The organism is Streptomyces reniochalinae, from assembly GCF_003323735.1.
GTDB classification, from domain to species: domain Bacteria; phylum Actinomycetota; class Actinomycetes; order Streptomycetales; family Streptomycetaceae; genus Streptomyces; species Streptomyces reniochalinae.
The window spans coordinates 42,006-66,294 of the sequence record NZ_QOIM01000036.1 but is presented as its reverse complement, the minus strand read 5'-3'; the positions used below and the strand labels follow the sequence as shown (position 1 = coordinate 66,294).

General features: G+C 72.4%; 25 protein-coding genes and 2 pseudogenes. 14 read left to right on the top strand and 13 right to left on the bottom strand.

Going from position 1 to position 24,289, the window contains the following annotated elements; genetic code table 11:
* Positions 1-14: 14 nt before the first annotated feature.
* Positions 15-1,418, bottom strand: coding sequence for a sugar porter family MFS transporter (locus DQ392_RS16455; RefSeq protein ID WP_114016376.1), 1,404 nt, complete (start codon positions 1,416-1,418; stop codon positions 15-17).
* 164 nt (positions 1,419-1,582) lie between these two features.
* On the opposite strand from DQ392_RS16455, the gene DQ392_RS16450 reads away from it, so the two are divergent.
* From DQ392_RS16450 to DQ392_RS16435, 4 genes are all read left to right on the top strand, one after another.
* Entirely contained in the window at positions 1,583-2,296 is a 714-nt protein-coding gene (locus DQ392_RS16450) for a GntR family transcriptional regulator (protein ID WP_114016375.1), read from the top strand.
* The gene (locus tag DQ392_RS16445) at positions 2,293-3,357 is read left to right on the top strand and encodes an ROK family protein (RefSeq protein WP_114016374.1); all 1,065 of its coding nucleotides are present in this window, start codon (positions 2,293-2,295) and stop codon (positions 3,355-3,357) included. The genes DQ392_RS16450 and DQ392_RS16445 overlap by 4 nt, the downstream gene beginning before the upstream one ends.
* Positions 3,358-3,398: 41 nt before the next feature.
* Positions 3,399-4,085 carry an N-acetylmannosamine-6-phosphate 2-epimerase gene (locus DQ392_RS16440; RefSeq protein ID WP_245981613.1) on the top strand — a complete coding sequence of 229 codons (687 nt, stop codon included), beginning with the start codon at positions 3,399-3,401 and terminating at the stop codon, positions 4,083-4,085.
* A gap of 291 nt (positions 4,086-4,376) precedes the next feature.
* Positions 4,377-4,862, top strand: coding sequence for a hypothetical protein (locus DQ392_RS16435; RefSeq protein WP_114016588.1), 486 nt, complete (start codon positions 4,377-4,379; stop codon positions 4,860-4,862).
* 235 nt (positions 4,863-5,097) lie between these two features.
* On the opposite strand, the pseudogene DQ392_RS35855 reads toward DQ392_RS16435, so the two are convergent.
* The 4 genes and pseudogenes from DQ392_RS35855 to DQ392_RS16420 all read right to left on the bottom strand — a co-directional run.
* Positions 5,098-5,283 (bottom strand): annotated as a pseudogene (locus tag DQ392_RS35855) (3-ketosteroid-9-alpha-hydroxylase); the annotation flags it as partial.
* Complete coding sequence (locus DQ392_RS16430; protein ID WP_281273001.1) at positions 5,216-5,629, bottom strand: Rieske 2Fe-2S domain-containing protein; 414 nt, start codon at positions 5,627-5,629, stop codon at positions 5,216-5,218. The pseudogene DQ392_RS35855 and the gene DQ392_RS16430, both read right to left, overlap by 68 nt.
* Positions 5,630-5,810: 181 nt before the next feature.
* Complete coding sequence (locus DQ392_RS16425) at positions 5,811-6,104, bottom strand: MFS transporter (RefSeq protein ID WP_245981550.1); 294 nt, start codon at positions 6,102-6,104, stop codon at positions 5,811-5,813.
* 52 nt (positions 6,105-6,156) lie between these two features.
* Positions 6,157-6,423, bottom strand: coding sequence for a hypothetical protein (locus tag DQ392_RS16420; RefSeq protein WP_114016372.1), 267 nt, complete (start codon positions 6,421-6,423; stop codon positions 6,157-6,159).
* A 119-nt stretch (positions 6,424-6,542) separates the two neighbouring features.
* Here DQ392_RS16420 and DQ392_RS16415 point away from each other — a divergent pair, with 119 nt between their 5' ends.
* Complete coding sequence (locus DQ392_RS16415) at positions 6,543-7,823, top strand: low temperature requirement protein A (protein ID WP_114016587.1); 1,281 nt, start codon at positions 6,543-6,545, stop codon at positions 7,821-7,823.
* Positions 7,824-7,900: 77 nt separating this feature from the next.
* Here the strand turns inward: DQ392_RS16415 and DQ392_RS34475 are convergent, their stop codons facing one another.
* Positions 7,901-8,065, bottom strand: coding sequence for a hypothetical protein (locus DQ392_RS34475; RefSeq protein WP_181856455.1), 165 nt, complete (start codon positions 8,063-8,065; stop codon positions 7,901-7,903).
* A 1,283-nt stretch (positions 8,066-9,348) separates the two neighbouring features.
* Between DQ392_RS34475 and DQ392_RS16410 the strand changes: the two genes are divergently transcribed.
* The 4 genes and pseudogenes from DQ392_RS16410 (at position 9,349) to DQ392_RS16400 (ending at position 11,544) form a co-directional block, all read left to right on the top strand.
* Positions 9,349-10,056 carry a hypothetical protein gene (locus tag DQ392_RS16410; RefSeq protein ID WP_245981548.1) on the top strand — a complete coding sequence of 236 codons (708 nt, stop codon included), beginning with the start codon at positions 9,349-9,351 and terminating at the stop codon, positions 10,054-10,056.
* 99 nt (positions 10,057-10,155) lie between these two features.
* Positions 10,156-10,452, top strand: a pseudogene (locus tag DQ392_RS35245) (hypothetical protein); the annotation flags it as partial.
* Positions 10,453-10,534: 82 nt separating this feature from the next.
* Positions 10,535-11,314 carry a CocE/NonD family hydrolase C-terminal non-catalytic domain-containing protein gene (locus tag DQ392_RS35240; RefSeq protein ID WP_245981544.1) on the top strand — a complete coding sequence of 260 codons (780 nt, stop codon included), beginning with the start codon at positions 10,535-10,537 and terminating at the stop codon, positions 11,312-11,314.
* Positions 11,197-11,544, top strand: coding sequence for an ABC transporter permease subunit (locus tag DQ392_RS16400; RefSeq protein WP_245981612.1), 348 nt, complete (start codon positions 11,197-11,199; stop codon positions 11,542-11,544). The genes DQ392_RS35240 and DQ392_RS16400 overlap by 118 nt, the downstream gene beginning before the upstream one ends.
* A 36-nt stretch (positions 11,545-11,580) precedes the next feature.
* Here the strand turns inward: DQ392_RS16400 and DQ392_RS35850 are convergent, their stop codons facing one another.
* The 5 genes from DQ392_RS35850 to DQ392_RS16380 all read right to left on the bottom strand — a co-directional run bounded on the left by DQ392_RS35850 (position 11,581) and on the right by DQ392_RS16380 (position 16,287).
* The gene (locus DQ392_RS35850; RefSeq protein WP_281273000.1) at positions 11,581-11,706 is read right to left on the bottom strand and encodes a hypothetical protein; all 126 of its coding nucleotides are present in this window, start codon (positions 11,704-11,706) and stop codon (positions 11,581-11,583) included.
* A gap of 108 nt (positions 11,707-11,814) precedes the next feature.
* The gene (locus tag DQ392_RS16395; RefSeq protein WP_114016370.1) at positions 11,815-12,924 is read right to left on the bottom strand and encodes a tocopherol cyclase family protein; all 1,110 of its coding nucleotides are present in this window, start codon (positions 12,922-12,924) and stop codon (positions 11,815-11,817) included.
* The gene (locus DQ392_RS16390; RefSeq protein WP_181856454.1) at positions 12,921-13,979 is read right to left on the bottom strand and encodes a polyprenyl synthetase family protein; all 1,059 of its coding nucleotides are present in this window, start codon (positions 13,977-13,979) and stop codon (positions 12,921-12,923) included. The genes DQ392_RS16395 and DQ392_RS16390 overlap by 4 nt, the downstream gene beginning before the upstream one ends.
* An 8-nt stretch (positions 13,980-13,987) precedes the next feature.
* Positions 13,988-15,157: a prenyltransferase gene (locus DQ392_RS16385; RefSeq protein ID WP_114016368.1), complete on the bottom strand. Its 1,170-nt coding sequence runs from the start codon at positions 15,155-15,157 to the stop codon at positions 13,988-13,990.
* Positions 15,154-16,287, bottom strand: a complete 1,134-nt coding sequence (locus DQ392_RS16380) for a methyltransferase (protein ID WP_281272999.1) — start codon at positions 16,285-16,287, stop codon at positions 15,154-15,156. Before DQ392_RS16380 ends, DQ392_RS16385 begins: the two co-directional genes overlap by 4 nt.
* Before the next feature lie 162 nt (positions 16,288-16,449).
* Here DQ392_RS16380 and hppD point away from each other — a divergent pair, with 162 nt between their 5' ends.
* Genes hppD through DQ392_RS16365 form a run of 3 tightly spaced genes read left to right on the top strand, consistent with a single transcriptional unit; the run spans position 16,450 to position 19,717 of the window.
* Positions 16,450-17,619 carry a 4-hydroxyphenylpyruvate dioxygenase gene (hppD, locus tag DQ392_RS16375; RefSeq protein ID WP_114016367.1) on the top strand — a complete coding sequence of 390 codons (1,170 nt, stop codon included), beginning with the start codon at positions 16,450-16,452 and terminating at the stop codon, positions 17,617-17,619.
* A 35-nt stretch (positions 17,620-17,654) separates the two neighbouring features.
* The gene (locus tag DQ392_RS16370; protein ID WP_114016366.1) at positions 17,655-18,389 is read left to right on the top strand and encodes a demethylmenaquinone methyltransferase; all 735 of its coding nucleotides are present in this window, start codon (positions 17,655-17,657) and stop codon (positions 18,387-18,389) included.
* A complete protein-coding gene (locus DQ392_RS16365) occupies positions 18,386-19,717 on the top strand; it encodes a geranylgeranyl reductase family protein (RefSeq protein ID WP_114016365.1) in 1,332 nt (443 codons plus the stop codon). Before DQ392_RS16370 ends, DQ392_RS16365 begins: the two co-directional genes overlap by 4 nt.
* A gap of 16 nt (positions 19,718-19,733) precedes the next feature.
* On the opposite strand, the gene DQ392_RS16360 is transcribed toward DQ392_RS16365, so the two are convergent.
* The gene (locus tag DQ392_RS16360; RefSeq protein ID WP_114016364.1) at positions 19,734-20,558 is read right to left on the bottom strand and encodes an NAD-dependent epimerase/dehydratase family protein; all 825 of its coding nucleotides are present in this window, start codon (positions 20,556-20,558) and stop codon (positions 19,734-19,736) included.
* 95 nt (positions 20,559-20,653) lie between these two features.
* Entirely contained in the window at positions 20,654-21,478 is an 825-nt protein-coding gene (locus DQ392_RS16355; protein WP_114016363.1) for an IclR family transcriptional regulator, read from the bottom strand.
* A 192-nt stretch (positions 21,479-21,670) separates the two neighbouring features.
* Here DQ392_RS16355 and DQ392_RS16350 point away from each other — a divergent pair, with 192 nt between their 5' ends.
* Positions 21,671-23,185, top strand: coding sequence for a sodium:solute symporter family protein (locus DQ392_RS16350; protein WP_114016362.1), 1,515 nt, complete (start codon positions 21,671-21,673; stop codon positions 23,183-23,185).
* A gap of 170 nt (positions 23,186-23,355) precedes the next feature.
* Positions 23,356-24,288, top strand: a complete 933-nt coding sequence (locus DQ392_RS16345) for a 5-dehydro-4-deoxyglucarate dehydratase (protein ID WP_114016361.1) — start codon at positions 23,356-23,358, stop codon at positions 24,286-24,288.
* The last annotated feature ends 1 nt before the right edge of the window (position 24,289 follow it).

Below are 24,289 nucleotides of genomic sequence, written 5' to 3'. Positions count from 1 at the left end.
CCCGGCTGGGCACCTCAGGCCGTGCGTGAGGCGAGTTCGCGTTCGATCTCCTCCAGGCTCTTGCCGCGCGTCTCGGGGATGCGCCGGATCGCGAAGAGGGTCAGGAGCGCGCACACGGCTGCGTAGAGGGCGAAGGTGTTCGGGCCGCCGAGCGCGTCGAGCAGGGTGAGGAAGGTGAGGGAGACCACGAAGTTCATCGTCCAGTTGGAGAACATCGTGGCGCTCATGGCCGTACCGCGGATGCGCTGCGGATACAGCTCGGAGGGGATGATGAAGACCACCACGTTCAGTGTGGTGGCCACCGCGGCGACGAAGACGACGACGCACAGGACGGCCAGCCAGGCGCAGGAGGAGTTCTGGCCTCCGGCGGCGAGCGTGGCGGCCAGTCCGGCGAGTGCGGCCGTCATCACCGCGGCGCCGCTCGCGAGCAGCTTCTTGCGGCCGAACCGGTCGACGGCGGCCATCCCGACGGGCGTCATGAGCAGGTTCACGACGCCGACCCCGACGGTTGCCAGGATGGCGGACGACGATCCCAGACCGCTGCTCTGGAATATCTTCGGCGCGTAGTAGATCACCGTGTTGACGCCGGACGCCTGCCCGAGGATTTGCAGCCCGACCCCTGCCACGATGGCGGGACGCACCGAGCGCGCGGTCAGAGCCCGCCACCGTCCCGCACCGCGTGCGCCGTTTCCCCGCGTGGTGGAGGTGGCGGCCATGTCGGCCAGTTCGGCCTGGAGAGCAGCGGTGTCGCTGTGTCCGCGCAGCCGGGCGAGAACGGCGCGGGCACGTTCCTGGCCGCTGTTGAGCGCCAGCCAGCGCGGTGATTCCGGCTGTAGCAGCATGCCGATGCCGAAGAGGAGCGCGGGGAGCGCGGCCAGCCCGAACATCCACCGCCAGCTGTGGGTGACGTTCTCCAGCGCGTAGTTGGCGACGTAGGCCAGGACGATACCGAAGGTGATCATCAACTGGTTGAGTCCGACGAGCCGTCCCCGGTAGCGGGGCGGCGCGAGCTCGGCGATGAAGACCGGGACCAGGTTCGAGGCGACGCCGATGCCCAGGCCGAGCACCACACGGGCGGCCGTGAGAACCACCGCAGAGGGGGCCAGGGCGGCGAGGACGGCACCGACGGTGAAGATCGCGGCGGCAGCGACGAGCACCGGACGGCGCCCGTGGCGGTCGGCGAGACCACCCGCGCCGGCGGCGCCGGCCATCGCGCCGACCAGGAGGGAGCTGACGACGACGCCTGAGCTGAAGGCGGACAGCTCGAAGTCCGACTCGATGGCCAGCAGCGCTCCGGAGATGACGCCGGTGTCGTAGCCGAACAGCAGCCCGCCCAGCGCCGCCACCAGTGTCACGCCGAGGACCGGCCTCAGGGCGGCTCCGTCGCGCTGCGCGGCCGTACAGCTGGGTGACGTCATGGCGCGTCCCTTCTCGACATCCTCGGAGCACCCCCCTGATTGGCAGGTACCAATCTTGCAGCCCACTTGGCTTCACACAAGGTCTCTCGTAATATTTCCCATATTGGTTGGTACCTATGATCGTCAGCCGCCGTGCACGGCGGACACCCATTGGAGGGGCGAGCGTGGCCGGACAGCCGAAGTACGAGGAGCTGCGGATGACGCTGCTGGCCGAGATGGCCGGCTCGCCACCGCACACGCCGCTGCCCACCGAGCGGGAGATCTCCGCCCGCCACGGCGTCTCACGCAACACCGTGCGCCAGGCCCTGGACGCGCTGGAGGCCGCCGGCGCCGTCTACCGCGTGCAGGGAGCCGGCACGTTCGTCGCGCCGGCCGTGGTCTCCAAGTCTCTCGCCCTCACCTCCTTCTCCGAGGACATGCGCGACCGCGACCTGGAGCCCGCCTCACGCCTTCTGGCCGCCGGGACGGTACGGGCGGGACGGCAGGTGGCAGGGCTGCTGGAGATCGACCCCGAGGCGGAGGTCGTCCGCGTCAGCCGGCTGCGGCTGGCCGACGGGGCGCCGATGTGCCTGGAGACCGTCCACCTGCCCGCCCAACGGGTGCCGGGGCTGGCGGAGGAGGACCTGAGCGGGTCGCTCTACGAGCTGCTGAGCGTCCGCCACGGTCTGGAAATCGGCTCCGCCGAGCAGATCGTGCGCGCCGTGGATCTGGCCGAGACCGAGTCGGCGCTGCTGGGCGTGCCGGTCGGCAGCTCGGGCCTGCGGGTGCAGCGCGTGGGCCTCGACCGCCGCGAGAGCCCCGTCGAGGCGACCACCACCCTCTACCGCGCGGACCGGTACGACATCCGCTTCACCGTCCGCAGGACGGCCCGCTCATGACCGGCCGGGTAAGAGCGTCCTGGGAAGCGCGCACACGCGTGGGCGCCGACGTCGGCGGCACCAAGATCGCCGTGGGGCTGGTGGCGGAGGACGGCACGCTGCTGGCGTCGGCCGTCCGGCCCACCCCGGCCGCGCAGGGCCCGGTGGCCGTCCTTGACGCCATCGCCCAGGCCGTCCGCGAACTCCCCGGGTACGAACGGGCTTCGGGTCTCGGCGTGGGCACCGGAGGCGTCGTCAACCGGGACGACGGCACGGTCGTCTCCGCCAACGACCTGCTGCCCGGCTGGGCCGGCACCCGGCTGGGCGAGGAGCTGGCGGCGCGACTGGGCATGCCGGTGGCGGCCGACAACGACGCCAACGTCTTCGCCCTGGCCGAGCAGGTACACGGCGCCGGCGCAGGCTGCACGACCGCGCTCTACGTCAGCGTCGGCACCGGCATCGGGGGCGGCATCGTCACCGGGGGCCGGCTGCTGCGCGGTGAGCACTGGACGGCCGGCGAGTTCGGTCACATCGCGGTGCCCGAGGCCGCTGGACGCCCCTGCAACTGCGGACGCTCAGGGCACCTGGAGGCCATCGCCTCGGGACCCGCCATCGCCGCCCGCTTCGCGGAACGGACCGGGGCCGCACACCCGGTCGACCTGCGGCACGTGGCGGCACTGGCCGGAGAGGCGGCAGAGGGTGCCCAGGCTGGAGGTGGCGGGCAAGGCGGCAGCCGTCAGGGCGAGGAGGAGAGCGCGACGGCCCGTGAAGTACTCGCTCAGGGGGCGGGCGCGCTGGGCCGTGCGCTGGCGGGCCTGGTCAACACCCTCGACCCCGAGCGGGTGGTGATCGGCGGCGGAGTCGCCTCCGTCGGCGCACCGTTCTGGCGTCCGCTGACCGAGGCATTCGCCGCCGAGCTGCTGCCGGGTCCCTCCCGCCTCCGTCCCGTGCCGGCCGCCCTCGGTCCCCGCGCGGCCGTCGTCGGCGCCGCCGCCCTCCTGCGGGAGGAGCCCGCCAGGGCGACCGGCCCGGGCGGCACCGCACACCCACGCACCCCCTCGTCGACAAAGGACGCACCATGAGCGAGCCCGCGACCGGCAGCGCACCGCCGAGCCGCACCACGATGCCCACCGCACGCGCCGACGCCCTGCTCGCGGGGGTGCGCGGCCGGCTGATCGTCTCCTGCCAGGCACCGCCCGGAGACCCGCTGCGCTCCCCCGCCCACATCGCCGCGATCGCCGCCTCCGTCTGCGCGGGTGCCCCCGTGGCGGGGGTCCGCATCCAGGGCGTCGAGGACGTCGAGGCCGTCCGCGCCGTCGTGGACCTGCCCCTCATCGGCCTGTGGAAGGACGGCGCCGACGGCGTCTACATCACCCCGACCGCCGGCCACGCACGGGCCATCGCACGCGCCGGTGCCGACGTGGTCGCCGTCGACGCCACCGCGCGCCCCCGCCCGGACGGACGCCCCCTCGCCGAGACGGTCCGCGCCGTCCACGAAGCGGGCAAGCTCTTCATGGCCGACGTCTCCACGCTGGACGAGGGCCTTCGAGCCGCCGCGCTCGGCGCCGACCTGATCTCCACCACCCTGTCCGGTTACACCGCGGACAGCCCGCAGTCCTCCGGGCCCGACCTGGAGCTGGTCCGCGCGCTGGCGCCCCGCGTGCGGGTGCCCGTCTGCGCCGAAGGGCGGCTGCGCACACCGGCGGACGCGCGTGCCGCCCTCGACGCCGGAGCCTGGGCCGCCGTCGTCGGCACGGCCATCACCGCACCCGCCGCGCTGGCCACCCGCTTCGCGACGGCTCTCACGTGAGCCCACGCGGCACGGCGCTGAGGTGAGCCACGCGGTCTGCCTCTGCCGTGTCTTCCACGGGGCCGCACGCGGTGGCGCCCGTGTCCGCCACCTGCCGGGCCGCGCTCGGCGGGGCCACCGGTCGAGTGACCGCGGAGGGAGGGGACATGGCGCTCGGGCCGCGGGGGAAGTCAGCTCTCGGTGCCTCACCGCAGGCCACGGGCCTGAGGCCATGGCCGGCGGCCCCTGCCATAGCCCACCGGCCACCGGCCGAGGCGCCCGTCCGCGTCCTGTCAGCTCCAGGAAGGTGCCATGCCGTCACCGCGTACGCTCCTGAGTATCTACCTCAACGACCACCTCGCCGGGGCCACCGCGGGCACCGAGCTGCTGCGCCGCACGGCGAAGACCCACAGGGGCCGGGCCGCGGGCTCCGCGCTGGAGGACCTGGCCCGTGAGGTCGCCGAGGACCGCGAGACGCTCATCGGGATCATGGCGCGGCTGGGCGTTCCCGTCCGGCGGTCCCGGGTACGGGCGGGGTGGCTGGCCGAGAAGGCCGGACGGTTGAAGCTGAACGGCAGCCTGACGTCCCGCTCGCCGCTCAGCGACGTGCTGGAGCTGGAGGCGATGCGCTTCGGCGTACAGGCCAAGATGTCCTGCTGGCGGACGCTGGCCGGTCTCACCGACAGCGAGCCCGGCCTGGACGGCGACGCCCTCGCCGCCCTGCTCGACCGGGCGGACGCGCAGGCCAAGAAGCTGGAGACGTTGAGCGGGAGCGCGGTGTCGCGCGTGTGGGGCTGAGGCGCCTGCGGCTCCCGCGCCGGGTGTTCGACGGCGTCGCGGGGCGGCGGCGCCCCTTCCCTGGCGGGGTCAGGGGTGACGGCCACCAGCCGGTCGAGGAGCGGGGCGTCGGTCCGTGCGTCGCCGAAGCGCCCGCCGTCGGACGGTGCCCGCGCCGCCCTCGCCGGAGGCAGCCCCGGTGCCGGCGAGATGTTCTTGAAGTACGTGGGGAACGAGTAGTGCACGTGAAGAAGTGCGCCATGTCCACCACGTTGTCGATGATCTCGCGGCAGTTCGCCCCCTTGGTCTCGACGGAGTACCAGGACCAATCCGTCCAGTCGTCGCTCGTCGCACCCGCGATACGGGGGGGGCGGTCACGTCCTCGGGAGGCGGCTTGCCCTCCGGATTCGTTCCAGACGAACAGCAGACCGTCCTGCCGCACGGTGGGACGCCGCCGTCCGTGCGCGCAGCGGTACACGCCGGGCGTGCGGAACGCGGGTGCAGCGCCCGTCTCCGCCCCAGCGCCACGCGTGGAACGGGCAGGCGATGTCGTCGCCCTCCACTGTGCCGCGTGACAGGGCGCCGCCCATGTGCCGGCAGTAGGCGTCGAGCACGTTGAGGGTGCCGTCCGAGGCGGCACAGACGACCAGTTTCCGCCCGAACGCCCGGACGGTGTGCGGCTTTCCATCGGTGAAGTCACGCGCGAGTCCCAGGCAGTGCCAGCCACGGGCGAAGCGCGTCGGAAGGGCGTCCGCCTCGATGGAGCGAACGTCGTCCGCGGTGGTCATGGGTGGCCTTCCCTTCCGCCGAAGCGACCGCTTCGGCACAGTGTGCGGGTCGAGTTGAACAGTGCGGTGGCGTGCACAGCGGGACGGTCCCACTCAGCGGTATCCGACGGCCGAGCGGCACCCGGCGAGTCAGCCGGCCGCGCTCAGCCGACGAGGTCCTTGGCCGCCAGCGACCCGCAGGTCACCACGGTTTCAGCCCGAGGGGTACGAAGTCGCGCGGCATGATGTCCCGCACGAGGCTGTAGGACATGGTGACGACGCCGACGAGACAGCCCTGGAGTGCCCGTCCCACCAGCAGCGCCGGGAATGAGTTCGCGCACGCGCAGACGAGGCTGCCGGCGACGAAGACGGCTCCGAGCAGGAGAATGCCCCGCTTCTTGCCCCACTTGTCCGCCGCCGTGGCCGACGAGCCGCCGCACGCGTGCGGGGGGCCCGCAAAAAGACGTCCGGGGACCGACGTGGAAGGGGGCCCCAAGTGAGACACACCACGGAAGATCCCCTCGGCTCTGTCCCAGCCACCGGGACGATCAGCGCACCACCGCACCGGGCTGTGCGAGCGTCGGGCTCAGCAGCACGTCGACCGTCCGGAAGGCGGCGCCCACCTCCCAGCCGATCTCCTGGATCCGCCGCAGCGCCCGGCTCACGTCGGCGGCGCCCAGGCGGTGGTAGGTGTCGTAGAGCAGGCGCGTGAAGAGTTCGAGGTCGTCGGCGAGCCGCCGGCCGAGCTGGTCCAGTCGGGCGTCGGCCCTGGCCACCAGGTCGCTTCCCATCACCACGGCCGACGCGGGGCCCACCTCGGCCGTTCTGTACGGGGCGGTGAGCTCGGTGACCTCGTGGCCGAGACGCTCGCACAGGCGGGCCGCCGCGGTGGCGAGACCGCCCCGACACCTCCGCTTGCGTCACCATGCTGCGTATGAGTGATGCGCAAGCCCCTGGTACGGATGAAGGGAGCGGGCCGGCCCACCGCCTGCGGCCGATGACCGGCCGCGACCCGCACGAGAGCGGCCGGGTCTCCACGCCCCTGGAGCTGCTGTTCGACCTCAGCTTCGTGATCGCGGTGGGCACCGCCGCCTCCCACTTCGCCGAGATGCTCGCGGCAGGACACCCGGGAGAGGCGGTCACCGCGTTCGTGCTCGCGATGTTCGCGATCAGCGTCGCGTGGATCAGCTTCAGCTGGTTCGCCTCCGCTTTCGGCACCGACGACTGGCTCTACCGGGCACTGACGATGGTGCAGATGACCGGCGTCGTCGTGTTCTCCCTCGGCCTGCCCGCGATGTTCCACTCCCTTGAGGAGGGCGGGCACCTGGAGCTGCGGGTGATCGTCATCGGCTACGTCGTGATGCGCGTCGCGATGGTGGCGCAGTGGTGGCGGGCGGCCCGGCAGTCGCCCCCTTTCCACGACGTGGGCATGGCGAACATCCGCTGGACCGTGCTCGTCCAGGCGGGCTGGATCGTCGTCGGGTTCGTACCCATGCCGCTCGCCGCGGCGTTCGGCGCCTTCGCGGTGCTGGCGGTGGGGGAACTGGTGCTGCCGGTCCTCACCCAGGGCGAGGCCGGCGGCACCCCCTGGCATCCGCACCATGTGGCGGAGCGGTACAGCCTTTTCGCGATCATCACGCTCGGCGAAGGAGTGGTCGGCACCGTCGCCTCCTCCGGCGGTCTGCTCGGCGGCGGGGACGGGACCCACTGGACCGGGAACGCGGTCGCTGTCGTCATCGCCGGTGTCGGCCTGACGTTCGGCATGTGGTGGGTCTACTTCGCCCTGCCCTTCGGTGACATCCTGGTCCACCGCCGCGGCCGCGGTTACCTCTTCGGCTACGGGCACATCCCGCTCTTCGTCGGCATCGCGGGAGCCGGCGCCGGACTGCACGTGGCCGGACTGCAACTGGAGCACGACGCGCGCATCGGTGAGGTCGCGGTCGTGCTCTCCCTCGCGGTGCCGGTCGGCCTCTACCTGCTGATGGTCTACTTGCTACAGACGTTGCTGCTGTCGGCGGTGGACCGCTACCACCTGTTGCTGATCTCCCTCACGTTCGTGGTGCTGGCCGTCGCGGTGTTCCTGTCCGCGGCGGGCGTCGCGCTCGCGGTGTGCCTGCTCGTGGTGATGCTCGCCCCCTTCGTCACCGTGCTCGGCTACGAGACGACCGGCGAGCGCCACCAGCGACGGATGCTGGAGGGCCTCCGTACGCGGTGACCCCGGGGCGGCGCGGACGCACACGCGCGCTCGGCGGGCGCAGTCGCGTGTGCCGGTGAGCGGGTGGCCGGCACGCGTCACAGCTCGGTGGCCCACGAGCGCCACACCTCATCGAGGCCCGCGCCGTCGCGGGCAGCGCCGGGTGTCACGGTGCGGGCCGGGGCGCCGGGGCCTGCCAGCGGTGTCGTCAGGGGCGGGTGCGACCGGGCGGGGGTACGGTCGAAGGCCGCGACCGCGTCCACGACCCGTGAGCCGCCGAGGACCCCGGCAGCTGACGTTCCTCGTGGTCCGTCGGGTCAAGCTCCTCGACGAACAGCTCCCTGCCCTCGTGCAGGACGCGGGTCGCGGAACGCACGCTGCCTCCGCGTTCCGCGCAGCGTCCCAGCCGGGGGCGTGACCACCGCCCGCGTCCTCGGCGGGGAAGACGTGGACACCACGTCCGCCGATCGCCTACGGGAGCATGTCGGCGGACGAGCGTGAGCTCACAGCCCTCGGTCCTTCGGGTCGTCGGCGAGGCGTTCCAGTGAGCGGGAGTACGCCGCCCAGACGACCGCCCCGGTCGCGAGGGCCAGCAGTCCCCCTGCGAACACGGCGCGGGTCCTCGGGTCGGTGTGCCCCGGGGTGCTGGGCTGGATCTCGCCCCGGGGTCCTCGTAGACCGTCAGATGCCGGCCGCGTTCCAGCACGGTGCCGTCGTCGATCTCGCCTCCTGCCACCGGTGAGCCGTCGGGCCGGGAAAGGGTGTAGTGACGGATCAGGTATCCGCGCGGGGAGGTCACCCGTTCCCCGGTCACCACCGTGTGGACGAGTTGTCCGCGTACGCGCATCAGAATATCGGCGCGCAGTTCGACGACGCACAGGAAGTAAAGGGCCGCGAGATACGCGACGAGCGGTATCACCAGGAGGAGACCCATACGTTGTGCCAGGCGACTCATCAATGCCGCCAGCACCGCGAGGTAGACGAGCCAGCAAAGGGGCACGGCCCAGCGGGGAAGGAGTTCGGGTGCGGCCGTGACCCCGGCGAAACCGCCGAGCATCCATCCGCAGTTCGCCGGCGCCCACCCGGCGCGCCGGGGCGATTCCATAGCTCTCCTTGGAACTCGGCATGGCCGGACACCTCAGCCGTCGTCGAACCCGGCGCCTCCGGCGCCTCGTTCGTCCCACCCTTCCTGCCCGCCCCGCCCGCGCCACTGGTTATCGGCGCGGCGCGCCGTCCCGGGGCCGTCCGCATCCCGCCCCTTCTCGTCGGGCCGTCGGCGCGGCGTCCCCCGGGAGTCCAAGGGGAGGGCCGCGTTAGTCCATGGAGTCGCCGTCGGGAGCCGAGTAGAGAATTCCGCGAGGGCGGACGGCCGAGATCCGAACAGCGTTTCCCAGGGCTTTCACAGACCAGGGAACCGCCGGTTTCGGAAAGCGCGGTTTCCCTCTCCCTCACACAGGTCTCCCTCTCCCCCACAGAGATGAGGAAGCACATGTCAGTAGTCGGGACACTCCGCCGTTGTGCGCTACCCGCAGCGGCGGCTGCCGCTTTGCTGATCGCGACGCCGCACGCGGCGTCCGCGGATGTCGGGGGCGGCAACGTGTCGGTCGGCTGGTCGATCGACAACACGCCGTCCTCGGGGATGACCAACATCACCTTCCCCGTCACCGTCAATCCGGCCACGGCCCACAAGGAAGGGATCTACTTCGCCCAGCAGTACAGCTTCGCGGACGGCATGGGCTACACCGGTCTGCAACCGCGGGAGAACAGCGGCTCGAACGAGCGGTTGTCCGCCCGCTTCTCCACCTTCACACAAGGCGCGACCACCTCCGACCCGCTCTGCCACGAGGGGGCCGACGGCGGTCCCGGTGTCACCTGCGCGGTGGACTTCGACGCCGTGTACGGGCACCGCTACGACATCAAGGTCGAGCGGACGGGAACCGACACCTGGAGCGGCACGGCGACGGACACGGTCACCGGCGAGGCCACCCACCTGGGGACGTACACGCTGCCGGCCGGGAGCGGCGATCTCCAAGGTTCCCAGGGAGGCTTCGTGGAGTACTACCTCGGGGTCCCCAGCTGCGCCGAGATGCCCAGATCCGACGTGGTCTTCGGGGGTCCGACCTCCACGGACGCCGGCGGCCTGAGCGGTACCTCCAGGGCCAACTACGAGTACAGCGACTGCGTCGGCGAGTCCGGCTACCAGGCCGAGAACGACGGCGCCGGCACGCATGTGACGCGGGGCTTCGTCTCCTGAGTCGCGAGCTGTCGGCGAAGCCGCCCGCCGAGCCTCCGGCGGGCGGCTTCGCGGTTCGGGACCGGGTTCGGATTCCGCTCCGGGCCGCCCGGCGCGGGCATGCATGGCCACGCAGACACAGGTGGCCTCCGAGATGCTGCCGTGGGCGGCGACGATGCTCGCCTACAACGCCCGGCCAGGCGACCCCGCGGTGCTCGGCGACGCGTGGCGCGACGCGCGGCTGGAGCGGCTGGAGGCGACCGGCCCTTACGCCCACACGTGGCTCGCCCACCAGCGGCGCGACGCCTACTGGCAGCACGGGTCGTCTGCGAGGACTTCTCCGCGATCCAAGTACCCGTCTACGCGGTCGGGGGCCGGCTCGACCCCTACCGGGGCGCCGTCTTCCGGCTGCTCGAACACCTCGACCCGGAACACGCCCCCGCCAAGGCGCTGATCGGCCCGTGGGCGCACACCTACCCGCACCAGGCCGAGCCGGGACATGGAAGAACCCCGGCTGCGCGCCTGGATGCCCGACTCCGCGCCGGTGGGCAGCGACCGCGAGCTGCGCCCCGGGCGCTGGGTCACCGAACCGTCCTGGCCCGCACCGGGTGTCGCGCCGCAGCGCACCGCGCTGAGCCCCTGGTCTGACGGCCCGGCGACGGCGCAGCTGCGCTCCGCGCTCCCGGTCGGCGCCGCGTCAGGCGACTTCCTCAAGTTCGGTGACGTTCCCGGCCAGTACGGGGACCAGGCAGCCGGCGACGGACGCTCGCACACGTTCACCGGCCCTGTGCTGGAGGAGGGCGTCGAGATTCTCGGCGCGCCCTCCGTCACGCTGCGCGTCACCGCCGACCGGCCGCAGGCGCAGCTGGCGGTGCGGCTGTGCGAGGTCTTCCCCGACGGCCCGTCGAAGCTGGTCACCACGGGGCTGCTCAACCTCACCCACCGCGACGGGCACGCCGAGCCCGAGCCGTTGGAGCCCGGCCGCGCCTACGACGTGCGGGTACCGCTGTTCGCCATCGGGCACCGCCTTCGGCGCGGGCAACCGCGTCAGGGTCTCCGTCTCCGCGTCCCTGTGGCCGTGGGTGTGGCCGTCGCCGGTTTCTCCGTGCTCACCGTGGAATCGCGCTCGTCCTCTACAGCCTCTATCTGCTGTTCACCACGATCCTCACCGGGCTGCGGGAGGTCCCCGAGGACGCGGTGCGTGCGGCGCACGGCATGGGCCTCACCCGCCGGCAGATCCTCTTCAGGGTCGAACTGCGGCTCGCCGTCCCTTCGCTGATCTCGGGGCTGCGGGTGACGACGGTCATGACGACCGGGATCGTCGCCATCGCCGCCTACGTTGTCGACCAGGGCCTCGGCTCGCTGATCCTCAAGGCGCTCCAGTCGCCCTTACACACCCAGTTCATCGGCGCCGGCGCGCTCGCCGTCGCCCTCGCCCTGGCCGCCGACGCCGCCCTCGCACTCCTCCAACGCCTCCTCGTTCCGAGGGGCCTGCGGACCGCGCGCTGAGGTGGGCCGCCTCCCGGCGGCGGGTGACGCGGTTGTTCAGACCGCGTCCCAGTTCGCCAGCAGCGCCGCTGTGAGGGCGCAGACCGCGATGCCGAGCAGGAGGTACCGCGCCCACCCCACCCAACGAGGAACCGTTTCTTCGTACCACTCGACTTCTCTCACGCCGCTACCAACGACGCGCGGGGCTCGCGGCAACGCCCCACCACCCTCCCGTTATGCGATTGTCATCCGATCCGAAGACGGCACCCGCGGGCCCGCGCCCCTCCCCGTTCACACTCCTCCCGTCTCCAGTCCGGCGAGGTGAGAGGTCCCGGCGTAGAGCAGGCGTCCGTCGCGGCGGATGCGTACCTCCAGCCGTCCTGACAGATGCTGGAGGGAATGGCCGAAACGATACGGGTCGAGCAGCGGCACGGGCAGCCGGAGCGGCCGGTCGCCCGCGGCCGTGCCGGTCATCTCGATCTGGTAGCGCGGTGAGCGGCCACTCACGTGCCAGCTGCCGTCCCCGACCCTGGCCCGCACCCACGCCCCGGGTGGGACCAGGCTCACCGTCCTTCCGCCGATACCGACGACGAGGCCGCCCACGGGCACGGTCAGCCTGCCCCGGCCCAGCAGACCTCCCGCGAAGGCGACACACAGGTCCTGGCGGTCGAAGCCGTGGGCCTGGCCCCACCACCAGGCGCGCGGAAAGCCTCTCCCCCAGGACTTCTCCGCGTAGACCTGGCAGCCGGCCAGGTCCCAGGTCCGGTCGCGCAGCCGCACCGTGCCCTCCACCGTGGCGCCGAACAGGTGGGGGTGCCAGTAGTGGTCGAGTCCCGGGACGAGGGAGAAGACACCGCTGCCGTGCAGGAAGCGGCGCGGTGGCCAGGTGTGGTACGGGCGCAGCGCGCACCGGAGATCGACCTCGTCACCGACGCGCGCCCGCAACCGGTCGCGGGTCAGCTCGATCGCGGGGTGCGCGGCGATGCGGTAGGCGGTGGTGTCGGCCCCGGTTCCCTCGACGCTGGCCGAGCGCACCAGGCCGCCGGGGTGCGCCGCGGCGACGACCGTGGTCCAGGGGCGTCGCGGGTGGTGGTTGACACCGCAGGCCAGGAGCAGGACGCGCCCGCCGACCGGGTCCGTGAAGCGCCACAGATATCCCTCCATGGGGGCCGGGTGCGCGGGCAGGGGGTCACCGCGGGGCAGGTCGGCTCCTGTGGCCCGCCAGCGGCGGCGCAGCCTCGCCCACCAGCGGTGACGCAGCATGTGCTCGCTTTCCGGAACGCCGAGCCCGGGTGCGTGGTGCGAGGCGGAGAGGCCGGCGGCGCGGAGCGCCGGGGCGTGGTGCGAGGCGGAGAGACCGGCGGCGCGGTGCGGGGCGTCGCGGCGGCGGGGCGTGCTCATGTCCGTCGTGCCGTCACGTAGTGCGCGGTGGCGAGCAGTTCGGTGCGGACGCGAGCGGGCATCGGCAGGCCGGCCACCGCGCCGACGGCCGCCTGCTGTTGGCGGCGTGCCTCCGCTTCGGTCGCGGCCCGGCCGCCCGCGGCCTCGATCAGCTCCAGGGCGGTGTCCAACTCCTCGGCGTTCAGCCGTCCACCGGAGCGACGCCGCAGGAGGGCGTGCAGCCGGTCACCTGCCGTGGTGCCGGAGGTGAGCGCCGCGACGAGGGGCAGGGTTCTGCGGCCTTCGCGCAGGTCGGTGCCGACCGGCTTGCCGGTGCCGGACGGCTCGCCCCACAGGCCGAGGACGTCGTCGGCGCACTGGAAGGCCACGCCGAGCCCGCGGCCGAACCGGGCGAACCGTGCCACCTCCCGCGGCCCGCCCCCGGCCAGCAGCGCCCCGATGGCGGTGGCCGCCGCCAGCAGCGCGCCCGTCTTGGCGGACGCGGCACGGCGGTAGTCCGCGAGAGTCACGGCGCCGGGGCCGCTCCAGGGGGCCCGGGTGAAGTCGTGGTCGTACGCCTGTCCGTGCAAGGTGGTGAGCATGGAACGGGTCAGCAGGGTGAGGGCCCAGCAGGACCGCTGGGTACGCGGCGAGGCCAGCGTGTCGGCTGCGAGCGCGAACAGGCCGTCTCCTGCCAGCAGCGCCGCCCCCGTGCCGTACTGCTGCCACAGCGCGGGCCGGCCCCTGCGGGTGGAGTCGCCGTCCATGATGTCGTCGTGGACGAGGGCGAAGTTGTGGACGAGTTCGACAGCGGCGGCCCCGGGGGTGGCCTGCTCGGCGGGCGCGCCCAGCGCCTCCGCCGCGAGGTAGGCCAGTGCCGGGCGGACGGCCTTGCCCGGCATGGCGCGGCCGGTCTCCTCCCCGTCGGGTCCCCACCATCCGAAGTGGTAGCCGCTCATCCGGGACAGCTGTCGCGGCAGGGTGCGCACGGCTGTGCGCAGCGTGGGCTCCAGCCGCGCGTGCGCCCGTCGGCAGACCGAAACGGCGATCTCGTGAGCCCTCGCCGGGGGACTCACCGGTGCGCTCATCGCGCCTCGCGCCCCTCCCGTACGGGCTCCACCGGCAGCGGGCGCGGTTTCGTGGACGCGTGAGGCTCCGGGGGCACGGGCGCCGCGCTCCCGGTGTCCTCGTGGTGTGCGGGACGCCGGGCGGCGGCGACAGCGCGGTACAACCACGCGGTGAACAGCAGCGCGGTTCCGCCCGCGATGGCGTTCCAGAGCGCGGGAGCCGGCCGCCCGGCCGACAGCAGGTCGGCGAGGAGGGCGAGCGTGGTCGCGCAGGTGGTGAGCGGCAGTTGCATGGACGCCCAGAAGGTGACGCCGCCCGAGCGCCCGGTATCGGACATCGCGTCGGTGCGCAGCCCGCGCACCACCAGGCCCGCGACCGGTGCGACCAGCAGCTGCGCGGCGGCCACCAGCGCGGGCAGCACCTGGGTGAGTGCCAGGACGAGCACGCCGGCGTACAGAAGGGTCTGGCCCGCCGTGTAGACGTGGGTGACCCTGCGGGGGCCGAGCACGCCGGCCAGGGTGGCCTTGCCCACGAGGGCGTCACCCTCGATGTCCGCGAGGTTCATCACCAGGCAGCGCAGCACCTGGAGCGCCGCGACGAGGCCCGTGCACCACCAGAGCAGCGCGCCGGGTCCGCCGGGTTGCAGGACGGCGGCGAGGAGGGGGCCCATTGCGTACAGGACGGCCGCGCAGCTCGCCTCGCCCAGCGCGTGGTAGTTCAGCCGCAGGGGCGGTGCCGTGTAGAACCAGGCGAGCGCGGTCAGCCCGCCCGCCAGCAGCCGGGCGGGCAGCGTGGGCATCGCCAGGACGAGAGCCAGCGAGGTGAACAGCAGGACGAACGCGGCGCCGATGCTGGTGGCGGGGGTGAGCAGCCCGTCGACGAGGACGCGGCTGCCGCCCGTCCAGGCGGTCGGCCGCGGGTTGGCCCGGTCGGCCTCCAGGTCGAAGTACTCGTTGCAGAAGTGGGTCATCAGGTGCGTCGACCAGGCGAACGCCAGCGTCAGCAGGTACCAGGGCAGTGAAAAGGTGCCGGTCGCGTGGACGGCGAGGGTCACGCCGAAGCCGGTCACCATCATCGACTGGAAGAGGAACTTGACCCTGGCGAGTTGGACGAAGGCGGCGAACGAGCCGGGCGCCGGTGAGGCGGTTGCCGGCCGCGGTGCGCTGCTGCCCGGCGCGTCGCTCATGCGCGCTGCTCGGCGGCGGGCTTGGTGGCAGGCTCGGCGGCGGGCTTGGTGGCGACGATGATGCCGTGGGGCGTCCACCCTGGTACCTCGACGCGTTCGATCGCGGTGAAACCGGCCGCGCGCAGGCACTCCTCGTGCAGCCGCCACGGGTAGATCATGCCTCCCTCGGCCGGCAGGGAGGCGAAGTAGACGCTGTCCAGGGCCGCCACCACGGGGCCGTCGCCCTCGTCGTTCGACATCGAGTTGAAGATGACGACACGCCCGCCGGGGTCGAGGGCGTCGTGGGCCTTGCGCAGCAGCGCGGTGTTCTCCTCGGGCGTCCAGATGACCAGCTGGTGGGCGAAGAGGACGCAGTCCATCCCGCCGGGAAAGGCGTCGGCGAACATGTCGCACGGCTGTACCGAGACGCGCTCGCCCAGCCCCGCCTCGGAGATCTTCTTCTCCGTCATCGGGGCCGAGGAGGGGATCTCCAGGACGGTCACCTCGAGGTGGGGGTGGTGTGCGGCCAGGGCGAGCGCGTTGACGGCGTCGCCTCCGCCGCAGTCGAGGAGCCGGGTGGCGCCGTGGAGGTCGAGCGCTGCGACGAGGTGTGCGTTGGCCAGCTGGGACCAGGAGCGCATGTACCGGTAGAACACCGCCTCCAGGTGGGGGTGGAGGCTGAAGCGGTGGTACAGGTCGGGGTGGTCGCCGGGGACGCGCCGCAGCCCGACGTTGGAGTTCTCGCGCAGGGAGTCGACGAAGTCCTCCTGCCCCGGGTAGACGATGTGCGCTTCGAAGGCGACGGTGTCCCGCAGCTTGCTCCAGCTGCCCTCCTCGGCCAGTGACTCGATCAGCGCCGCCGCCTGGTACCTCCCCTCCTCCTTGCGGATGAGCCCCAGCGAGGTGCAGCCCAGCAGCAGGATGTCGGCGGCCCGCTCGGCCAGTCCCAGTTCGGACCTGATCCGAGTGGCGTCCAGCGGCCCCCGCTCCATGAGCAGGTCCAGCAGCCTCAGCTCGCAGGCGGCGTTGAGGTACTGGAACGCCGCGTGCCCGAAGAGCAGGAGGGACAGCCGGTCCATGTCCAGCTCGGCGGGGCCGGTGGGGGCAGGGGCGTCCGGCCCTTCCGACGGGACGGTCATCGCGGTGGTCATGGTTTCCCTCTTGGCGTTCGGTGCTCGTCGACCGGAGCGAACGATGTCGAAAGCGCGTTCGTGAACGATCGGTGAAACGGCGTGAAAAGGTCAATAGTCACTATACGCATCACATAGGCACATATAGTGATAGCCCATGTAGTCAACGCAGGGGACGCCACCATGGAGCCGACGGCACTCGACACGACCGAAGCCGCAGCGGGCGCCCCCGCCGCGGGCGCCCAGGGCGACGCCCGCCCGTGGGACGTCGCCGGAATCGACCACATCAGGCTGTGCGTGGGAAACGCCCGCCAGGCCGCCCACTTCTACGTCTCGGCCTTCGGCATGGAGATCACCGCGTGCCGGCGGCCCGAGAACTCACCGCAGGGACACGCCGAGTACGTGCTCACCTCGGGCAGCGTCCGCTTCGTGGTGACGGGCGGCGGGGAACCCGACAGCCCCGCCACCCGGTGGGCGGCGCTGCACGGCGACGGGGTCAGCGACATCGCTCTCCGGGTCGGCAACCTCGACGAGGGGCTCGTGTACGCCGCCCGCGCCGGTGCCCGAGTGCTCCAGGAGCCGACGACGGCGCGGGACGAGTTCGGTGCGGTGCGCACGGCGGCCATCGCCACCTACGGCGACCTGCGGCACACCCTGGTCGAGCGCCGCTCCTACAGCGGGCCCTTCCTGCCCGGCTTCGAGGCGCCCTCCCCCGGCTGCCCCCGCCCCCCGGGCCCGCGCCTCTTCCACCGCGTCGACCACCTCGTGGGCTGTGTCGAACTCGGTCTGCTGGAGGAGTGGGTCGGCTTCTACCGCCGCACCATGGACTTCTCGACGATGGCCGAGTTCGTCGAGGACGACATCGCCACCGCGTACTCGGCCCTGATGAGCAAGGTCGTCACCGACGGCTCGCAGAAGGTCAAGCTCCCGCTCAACGAACCGGCGCCAGGACGGCGCCGCTCCCAGATCGACGAGTACCTCACCTACCACCGGGGGCCTGGGACCCAGCACATCGCCCTGGAGACCGAGGACATCCTCGCCGCGACGGACGCCCTGCGGGCCGCCGGTGTCGACTTCCTGCCCACTCCGCGCGCCTACTACGACGATCCCGTGCTGCGCTCGCGGATCGGCTCCGTACGCGTCGACATCGACGAGCTGCGCTCCCGCGGCATCCTGGTGGACCGGGACGAGGACGGCTACCTGCTACAGATCTTCACCCGCCCCCTGGTGGACCGTCCGACCTTCTTCATCGAACTGATCGAACGCCACGGCAGCCAGGGCTTCGGCAAGGGCAACTTCAAGGCGCTCTTCGAGGCCGTCGAGCGCGAGCAGGAGCTGCGCGGAAACCTCTGACCCCCACTTCGCACACCGTTTCCCCAGGAGCAGCGATGCCGAGGGCGACTCTCGCCAAGCAACCCGACGCCGTGTCCGCGATGTTCGACCAGGCGGCGCGGCGCTACGACCTGACCAACACCCTGCTGTCCGCCGGAGCGGACAGGACGTGGCGGGCCCGAACCCGCGAGGCCCTGGGCCTGCGGCCCGGGGAGCGCTGCCTGGACGTCGCCTGCGGTACGGGCGTGTCCACCGAGGCCCTCGCCCGCTCGGGCGCCGCCGTCGTCGGGATCGACCGCTCGCCCGGGATGGTCGGCCGGGGCACGCACCGGCCCGTCACGCTCCGCGTGGGTGACGCCCTCTCCCTCCCCTTCGAGGAGTCCGCGTTCGACGCGGCGACCATCATGTTCGGGCTGCGCAACGTCGTGGACCCCGCCGCCGCGCTCCGCGAGATGGCCAGGGTGGTGCGGCCCGGCGGCCGGCTAGTGGTCTGCGAGTTCAGCCATCCGACGTGGGGGCCGTTCCGCACCGTGTACCTGCGGTACCTGATGGGCGGTCTGCCGCGGATCGCCCGCCGGGTCTCCAGCAATCCGGACGCCTACACCTACCTCGCCGACACCATCCGCGCCTGGTACGACCAGCCCGCCCTCGCCTCCGTGATCGCCGGCAGTGGCTGGACGCGCGTCTCGTGGCGCAACCTCACCGGCGGCATCGTCGCCCTGCACCGCGCGGTCCGCCCCGCCTGCGCCGCACCCGACACGGCGCCGCTGCCCCAGGTGGCCCACGCGTGAGCCGGCCGGCGGCGGAGCGGGCGCAGGTGATCGTCGTGGGTGCGGGCCCTGGCGGCTCCACCGCGGCCTGGCACCTGGCCCGCCAGGGACTGTCCGTGGCGCTCCTGGAGAAGTCGGAGTTCCCCCGCGAGAAGGTCTGCGGCGACGGCCTGACGCCCCGGGCCGTACGCCAGTTGGTGCGGATGGGCATCGACACCTCGGCCCCCGGCTGGATGCGCAACCGGGGCCTGCGGTTCGTCTCCCGGGGCCGGACCCTGGAGCTCGACTGGCCCGAGTGCAGCGCCTTTCCCGCGTACGGGCTCACCCGCACGCGCGAGGACTTCGACCAGCTCCTCGCCCGGCACGCCGAGGCCGCGGGGGCCCGCCTGCACACCCGCACGAAGGTCACCGGTCCGCTGCTGGACCGCGCCGGGCGTGTCGTGGGCGTCTCGACGGCCGGACCGGGAGGGCGGGAGCGCGACTTCGCCGCTCCGCTGGTGATCGCGGCGGACGGCGTCGCGGGGCGCCTCGCCGTTTCCATGGGTATCGAACGGCTCAGGAAGCGCCCTGTGGGCACCGCGGTACGGCGCTACTTCCACAGCGCCAGACACCTGGACCCGTATCTGGAGTCCTGGTTGGACCTGCGCCGCGAGGACGGCCGGATCCTCCCCGGATACAGCTGGATCTTTCCCCTGGGCGACGGGAGGGTCAACGTCGGCCTCGGCGTCCTCAACGACTCCCGCACCGGCGCCATACAGACGCGCAGGCTGCTGGAGACGTGGCTGGCCCGTACCCCCGCAGCGTGGGGGCTGCGCGAGCCCGGCAACGCGGAAGGACCCCTGCGCGGCGCCGCCCTGCCGATGGGGTTCAACCGCCTCCCCCACTACCGCGACGGGCTCCTGCTGATCGGTGACGCCGGCGGCATGGTCAACCCGTGCAACGGCGAGGGCATCACCTACGCCATGGAGTCGGCCGAACTGGCCGCCGACGTGGCGGGCCAGGCGCTGGCCCGCCCGGCGGGCCCCGCCCGGGAGCGGGCGCTGGAGCACTACCCGGCCCAGATGGCATACCGGCTGGGCCGGTACTACCGCCTCGGGCGCGGCTTCTCGGCGCTGATGGCGCGGCCCGCCTTCACCTCGCTCGTCACACAGCACGCCGTGCGGTCCCCCGGCGCCATGCGTTTCATGGTGCGGCTGCTCTCCAACCTCACCGACAGGCCGGGCACCGATGCGATGGACCACCTCGTCAACGCGCTGATCCGGGTGACGCCCTCACCCGCCGACCACGCCGGCCGCCGGTTCGCGGGGGCGCCGTCGGTCCGGCCTGGCCGGTCCCGGGTGCCCGGCTGAGCGAGGGGCCGCGCCGTCACAGCGGGTTGTGCCGCCCCAGCGGTGCCGTGCAGAACGAGCCGCCGACCAGTTCCGCGAGGGTGCCGTCGGGCGCGGGCGGTGCGGCCAGGCGCGGCGCGTAGACCTCGGCGTCGTCCCGCGGGGTGTAGCCCAGGGCCTCGGCTTCGGCCAGCGAGAAGGTGCGGCGCGCGTTGTCCGAGACGCCCCAGATGAGGCGGTATCCCGGGGAGGTCGTGGCCAGGCACGCTTCGAGGAGGCGGGCGCAGTCGTCGGGGGACAGCCAGGTGGACAGGCCGCGTTCGCCCAGCGGGAGTGGCGTCTCGAAGCACGAGCCGATCCGGATCGCGGTGACGTCCATCCCGAAGCGGGAGTGGTAGAGGCTGCCCAGGGCCTCGATCGCGGCCTTGCTGACGCCGTAGTAGGTGTCGGGGCGCGGTGAGGAGTCCGCCGGCAGCCCGTCGGAACCGCCCTCGTCCGTGGTGCGGAAGCCGACGGCGTGGTTGCTCGACGCCAGGACGACCCGGGGCACCTGGGCCTCGCGGGCGGCGTCGAGCACGGTGTGTGTGCCGCCGATGTTGACGTCGAGGGTGGCTTCCCAGGTGTCCTCTCTGCTGAGGCCGCCCAGGTGGATCAGGGCGTCGACATCCTGGCAGGCGCTCTTCATCACCTCGGCGTCGGTCACCGAGCCGGTCAGCAGTTCCACCGCCTCGCCAGGTTCGGCCGCGGGCTGCGGGGCGAGGTCCAAGAGGCGCAGCACACGCCCCGGGCGGCGCAGCCGGGGGCGCATCAGGGTGCCGACCGTGCCGGCCGCTCCGGTGATCAGCAGGCGCTGGTCGTTCATCTCGGTCTCCTCTGGCGCGTCTCGGTCTGTGCGGCGTCTCGTTCGGTCGCACGTCTCGGTCTGTGCGCGGAGCCGTGCGCGGCGGGATGGACGTGTCAGCGGATGCCTTCGCGGCGCAGGCGTCGGGCGAGCTGTGCGGTGGCTTCGGCCAGCAGTTCGCCGACCCGCCGGGTCTCCGCGTCGTCGGTCCGGTCCACGGGCATGGAGCAGCTGATCGCGTCGGTGCCCGGGATGCGGTAGGGGATCACGGCGGCGACGCAGCGGATGCCCGGTGTGCCCTCCTCGTGCTCCGAGGCGTATCCGAGCTCCCGGGACTCGGCGCACGCGGAGTGCAGCGCCTCCCGCGAGGTGAGGGTGCGGGGGGTGAGGGCGGGCAGCGTCGCGGGCAGGAGGGCTTCGACCTCGTCGTGGGTCAGCTCGGCGAGGAGGGCCTTGCCCAGCGCGGTGGCGTGGACGGGCAGGGAGCGGCCCACGCGGGAGACCAGGTGGGTGGAGCGCTGGGCCTCGCGGGTCTCCAGGTAGACGACCTCGTCGCCGTTGCGCCGGGCGAAGTGGGCGGTGTAGCCGGTCTGTTCGCGTACCTGTTCCAGTACCTCGGTGGCGAACGGTACGACGGCGTCCCGGTCCAGGTAGGCGGTTCCGCACTTCAGGGCGCGGATGCCGAGCCGGTAGCGGGTGGTGCCGCCGTCCTGTTCCAGCCAGCCCGCGTCGAGCAGTGTGCGCAGCAGCCCGTGCAGGCTGGAGCGGGGGAAGCCGGTGCTGGCGTGCAGGTCCGACAGGGAGAGCCAGACGTCTCCCGCTGCGAACGCCTCCAGGAGTTCCACCGTCCGCCAAGCGGACTTGACTCCGGACGGTTCGGTGGATGGTGCGCCTGCCTGTGCCGCGCCGCCCGCTGCTGACGCGCCGTCATGCCGCAGCATTCCTGCCCCTCCTCGTCCCGTTGGCGCCCGTACGGCCGGATCCGCGGTGGTGCGTCGAGACCGTTGACGCGCTGGAGCGACCATATTACGTTCCCCGAACAAATTCATAGCACTGAACCAAGTCGGCACATGAGATGGCATTCAGGTACGTGAAACACATCGTGATGATGGACACGGAGGGGAGCCAGAGAGGTGCACTCGTTTGACTGGACAGTGATGTGTGCGTACTTCGGGCTGATGGTCCTCATCGGCTGGTGGTCGCACAAAAGGGTCGGGAACGTGAAGGACTTCTTCACCGCGGGCGGACGCATGCCGTGGTGGCTGGCCGGCATCTCGCACCACATGTCCGGCTACAGCGCGGTGCTGTTCGTCGCCTACGCCTCGGTCGCCTACACCACGGGTGTCACGGTCTACTTCTGGGGCTTCGCCAGCATCGGCGTGGGTGTCGGCATCGGCAGCTGGCTGTTCGCGGCGCGGTGGAACCGGCTGCGCTCGAAACTGGGGGTGGCCTCCCCGCTCGAGTACCTGGCCATGCGGTACAACGTGACCACCCAGCAGGCGCTGGCCTGGAGCGGCAGCCTGCTGAAGATCTTCGACATCGCCGCGAAGTGGTTCGCGGTCGCCACCTTGCTGCACGTCTTCGCCGGGATCGACTACAACGTCGGCATCCTCGTGACCGGCGTGATCACGCTCTTCTACTGCACGGTCGGCGGGCTGTGGGCCGACGCCCTGACGGAACTGGGCCAGTTCGTCATCCAGGCGGTCGCCGCGATCGTGATGCTCGTCGTCGTACTCGGCAAGCTCGGCGGTGTCCCGGCGCTGTGGACGATGTGGGACAAGCTGCCCGCCGGGCACGTCGACCCGACGACGCCGAAGTACACGGGCCTCTTCCTGATGGTCTACGTCCTGGTGAAGACCCTGGAGTACAACGGGGGCATGTGGAACCTGGCGCAGCGTTACATGGCCGCGCCCGACACCCACGCGGCCCGGCGGAGCGCCCGGCTCTCCGCCGGGCTGTACCTGCTGTGGCCCCTGGTGCTGATGTTCCCGATGTTCGCCGCTCCGCTGCTCGTCCCCGACGTCGACAACCCCGACAACTCCTACGCGGTCATGACGACCACGTTCCTGCCGCCCGGGCTCATCGGCCTCGTACTCGCCGGCATCTTCTCGCACACCATGGCGATGGTCTCCTCCGACGCCAACGCGATCTCGGCCGTCATCACCCGCGACATGATCCCGGTGATGTACCGCAAGGCACGGGCCTGGACCCCACCGCAGGGTCTCCTCGCGGCGCGCGTGACGACGGTCTCCTTCGTCGTACTGACCATGGTCGTCGCCACACAGGCCCAGAACCTCGGCGGCGTGCTCCAACTCGTCGTCAACTGGGTGGCGGCACTGATGGGTCCGATCTCCATCCCGCTGCTGCTCGGCATGCTCCCCTGGTTCCGCCGCTGCGGCCCGCGCGCGGCCCTCACCTCCTGGGCGGGCGGGCTCGTCGGCTACGGGCTCGTCTACTACGTCATCGACACCTCACAGACCTGGCTGGTGGCCACACCGGTGCTGGTGTCCCTCGTGCTGTACGCGGGCCTCGGCGCCCTCGCTCCCGAGCGCAGCGAAACCGCCGAAGAGCTCATGGAGGTCCTCGGAGACGATGACACCCCCGGCACAGCGGAGCCGGGCCCCGAGGAGACCCGCCTCCCGGCCTGACCCGCTCCGCGCGACGACGCGGGCCCTCTCCCAGCCGGCCCGTCACCGCTCGGCACCCACGACGCTGCCCGGCGAGCCCCGCATCGCCCGGCGAGCCCACCGCGGCGTCCCGGCGCGGCACCTCTCGTTCACGAGCGGCACCTCCTCGTCCACGAAAGGAGCAGGACACGATGGCACAGCCCCCGGCCCCGCTCGAAGGGCTCCTGGCATTCCCCCTCACTCCCTTCTCCGACGCCCTCTCCCTCGACCTGGACGCCTTCGCCCAGAACGTCGAACGACACGTCGAGGCGGGAGCCGGCGCGCTGTTCGTGGCCTGCGGGACGGGCGAGTTCAGCTCGCTCTCGCCCGCGGAGCACGCCGCCGTACTGGCACGGGCGCGCGAGGTGGTGCGCGGGCGCGTGCCGGTGTGGGTGGGCGCGGGAGGCGGAGCGGCCGCCGCCCGCGCGGGGGTCGCCGCCGCGGCCGACGGCGGGGCCGACGGTGTGCTGCTCCTGCCGCCCTACCTGGTCTCCGGGCCGCCCGACGGGCTGGTCGACTTCGTCAGGTACGCCGTGGCGGACACGTCGACACCAGTGATCGTCTACCACCGCTCCACCGGGGTGTTCACCGAGTCCGCCGCGGTCTCCCTGCTCGACGTCCCCTCGGTGGTCGGCCTCAAGGACGGCTTCGGCGACGTCGAACTCATGCACCGCATCGTCACGGCCGTACGGTCGGTCGGCACCCGGCGGGCCGAGCGCTTCTGGTTCTTCAACGGGCTGCCGACCGCCGAGGTGTCCGCGCACGCGTACAGCGCCATCGGCGTCACCCGCTACTCCTCGGCGGTGCACTGCTTCGCCCCGGAGATCGCCCACCGCTTCCACCGCGCGCTGGCCGAGGGCGACAGTGCCGTCACCCAGGCGCTGCTGCGGGGGTTCTACCTTCCTCTGGTGGCCCTGCGCAACGAAGCGCCCGGCTTCGCCGTCTCCCTGGTCAAGGCGGCGGCGCGGCTGCGGGGCGACGGGGCGGGCCCTGTACGGCCGCCCCTGGTCGACCCGACCGAGGAGCAGACCGAGCGACTGCGGCACCTCGTCGAGCACGGGTACCGCGTCCTGAAGGGACTGTGAC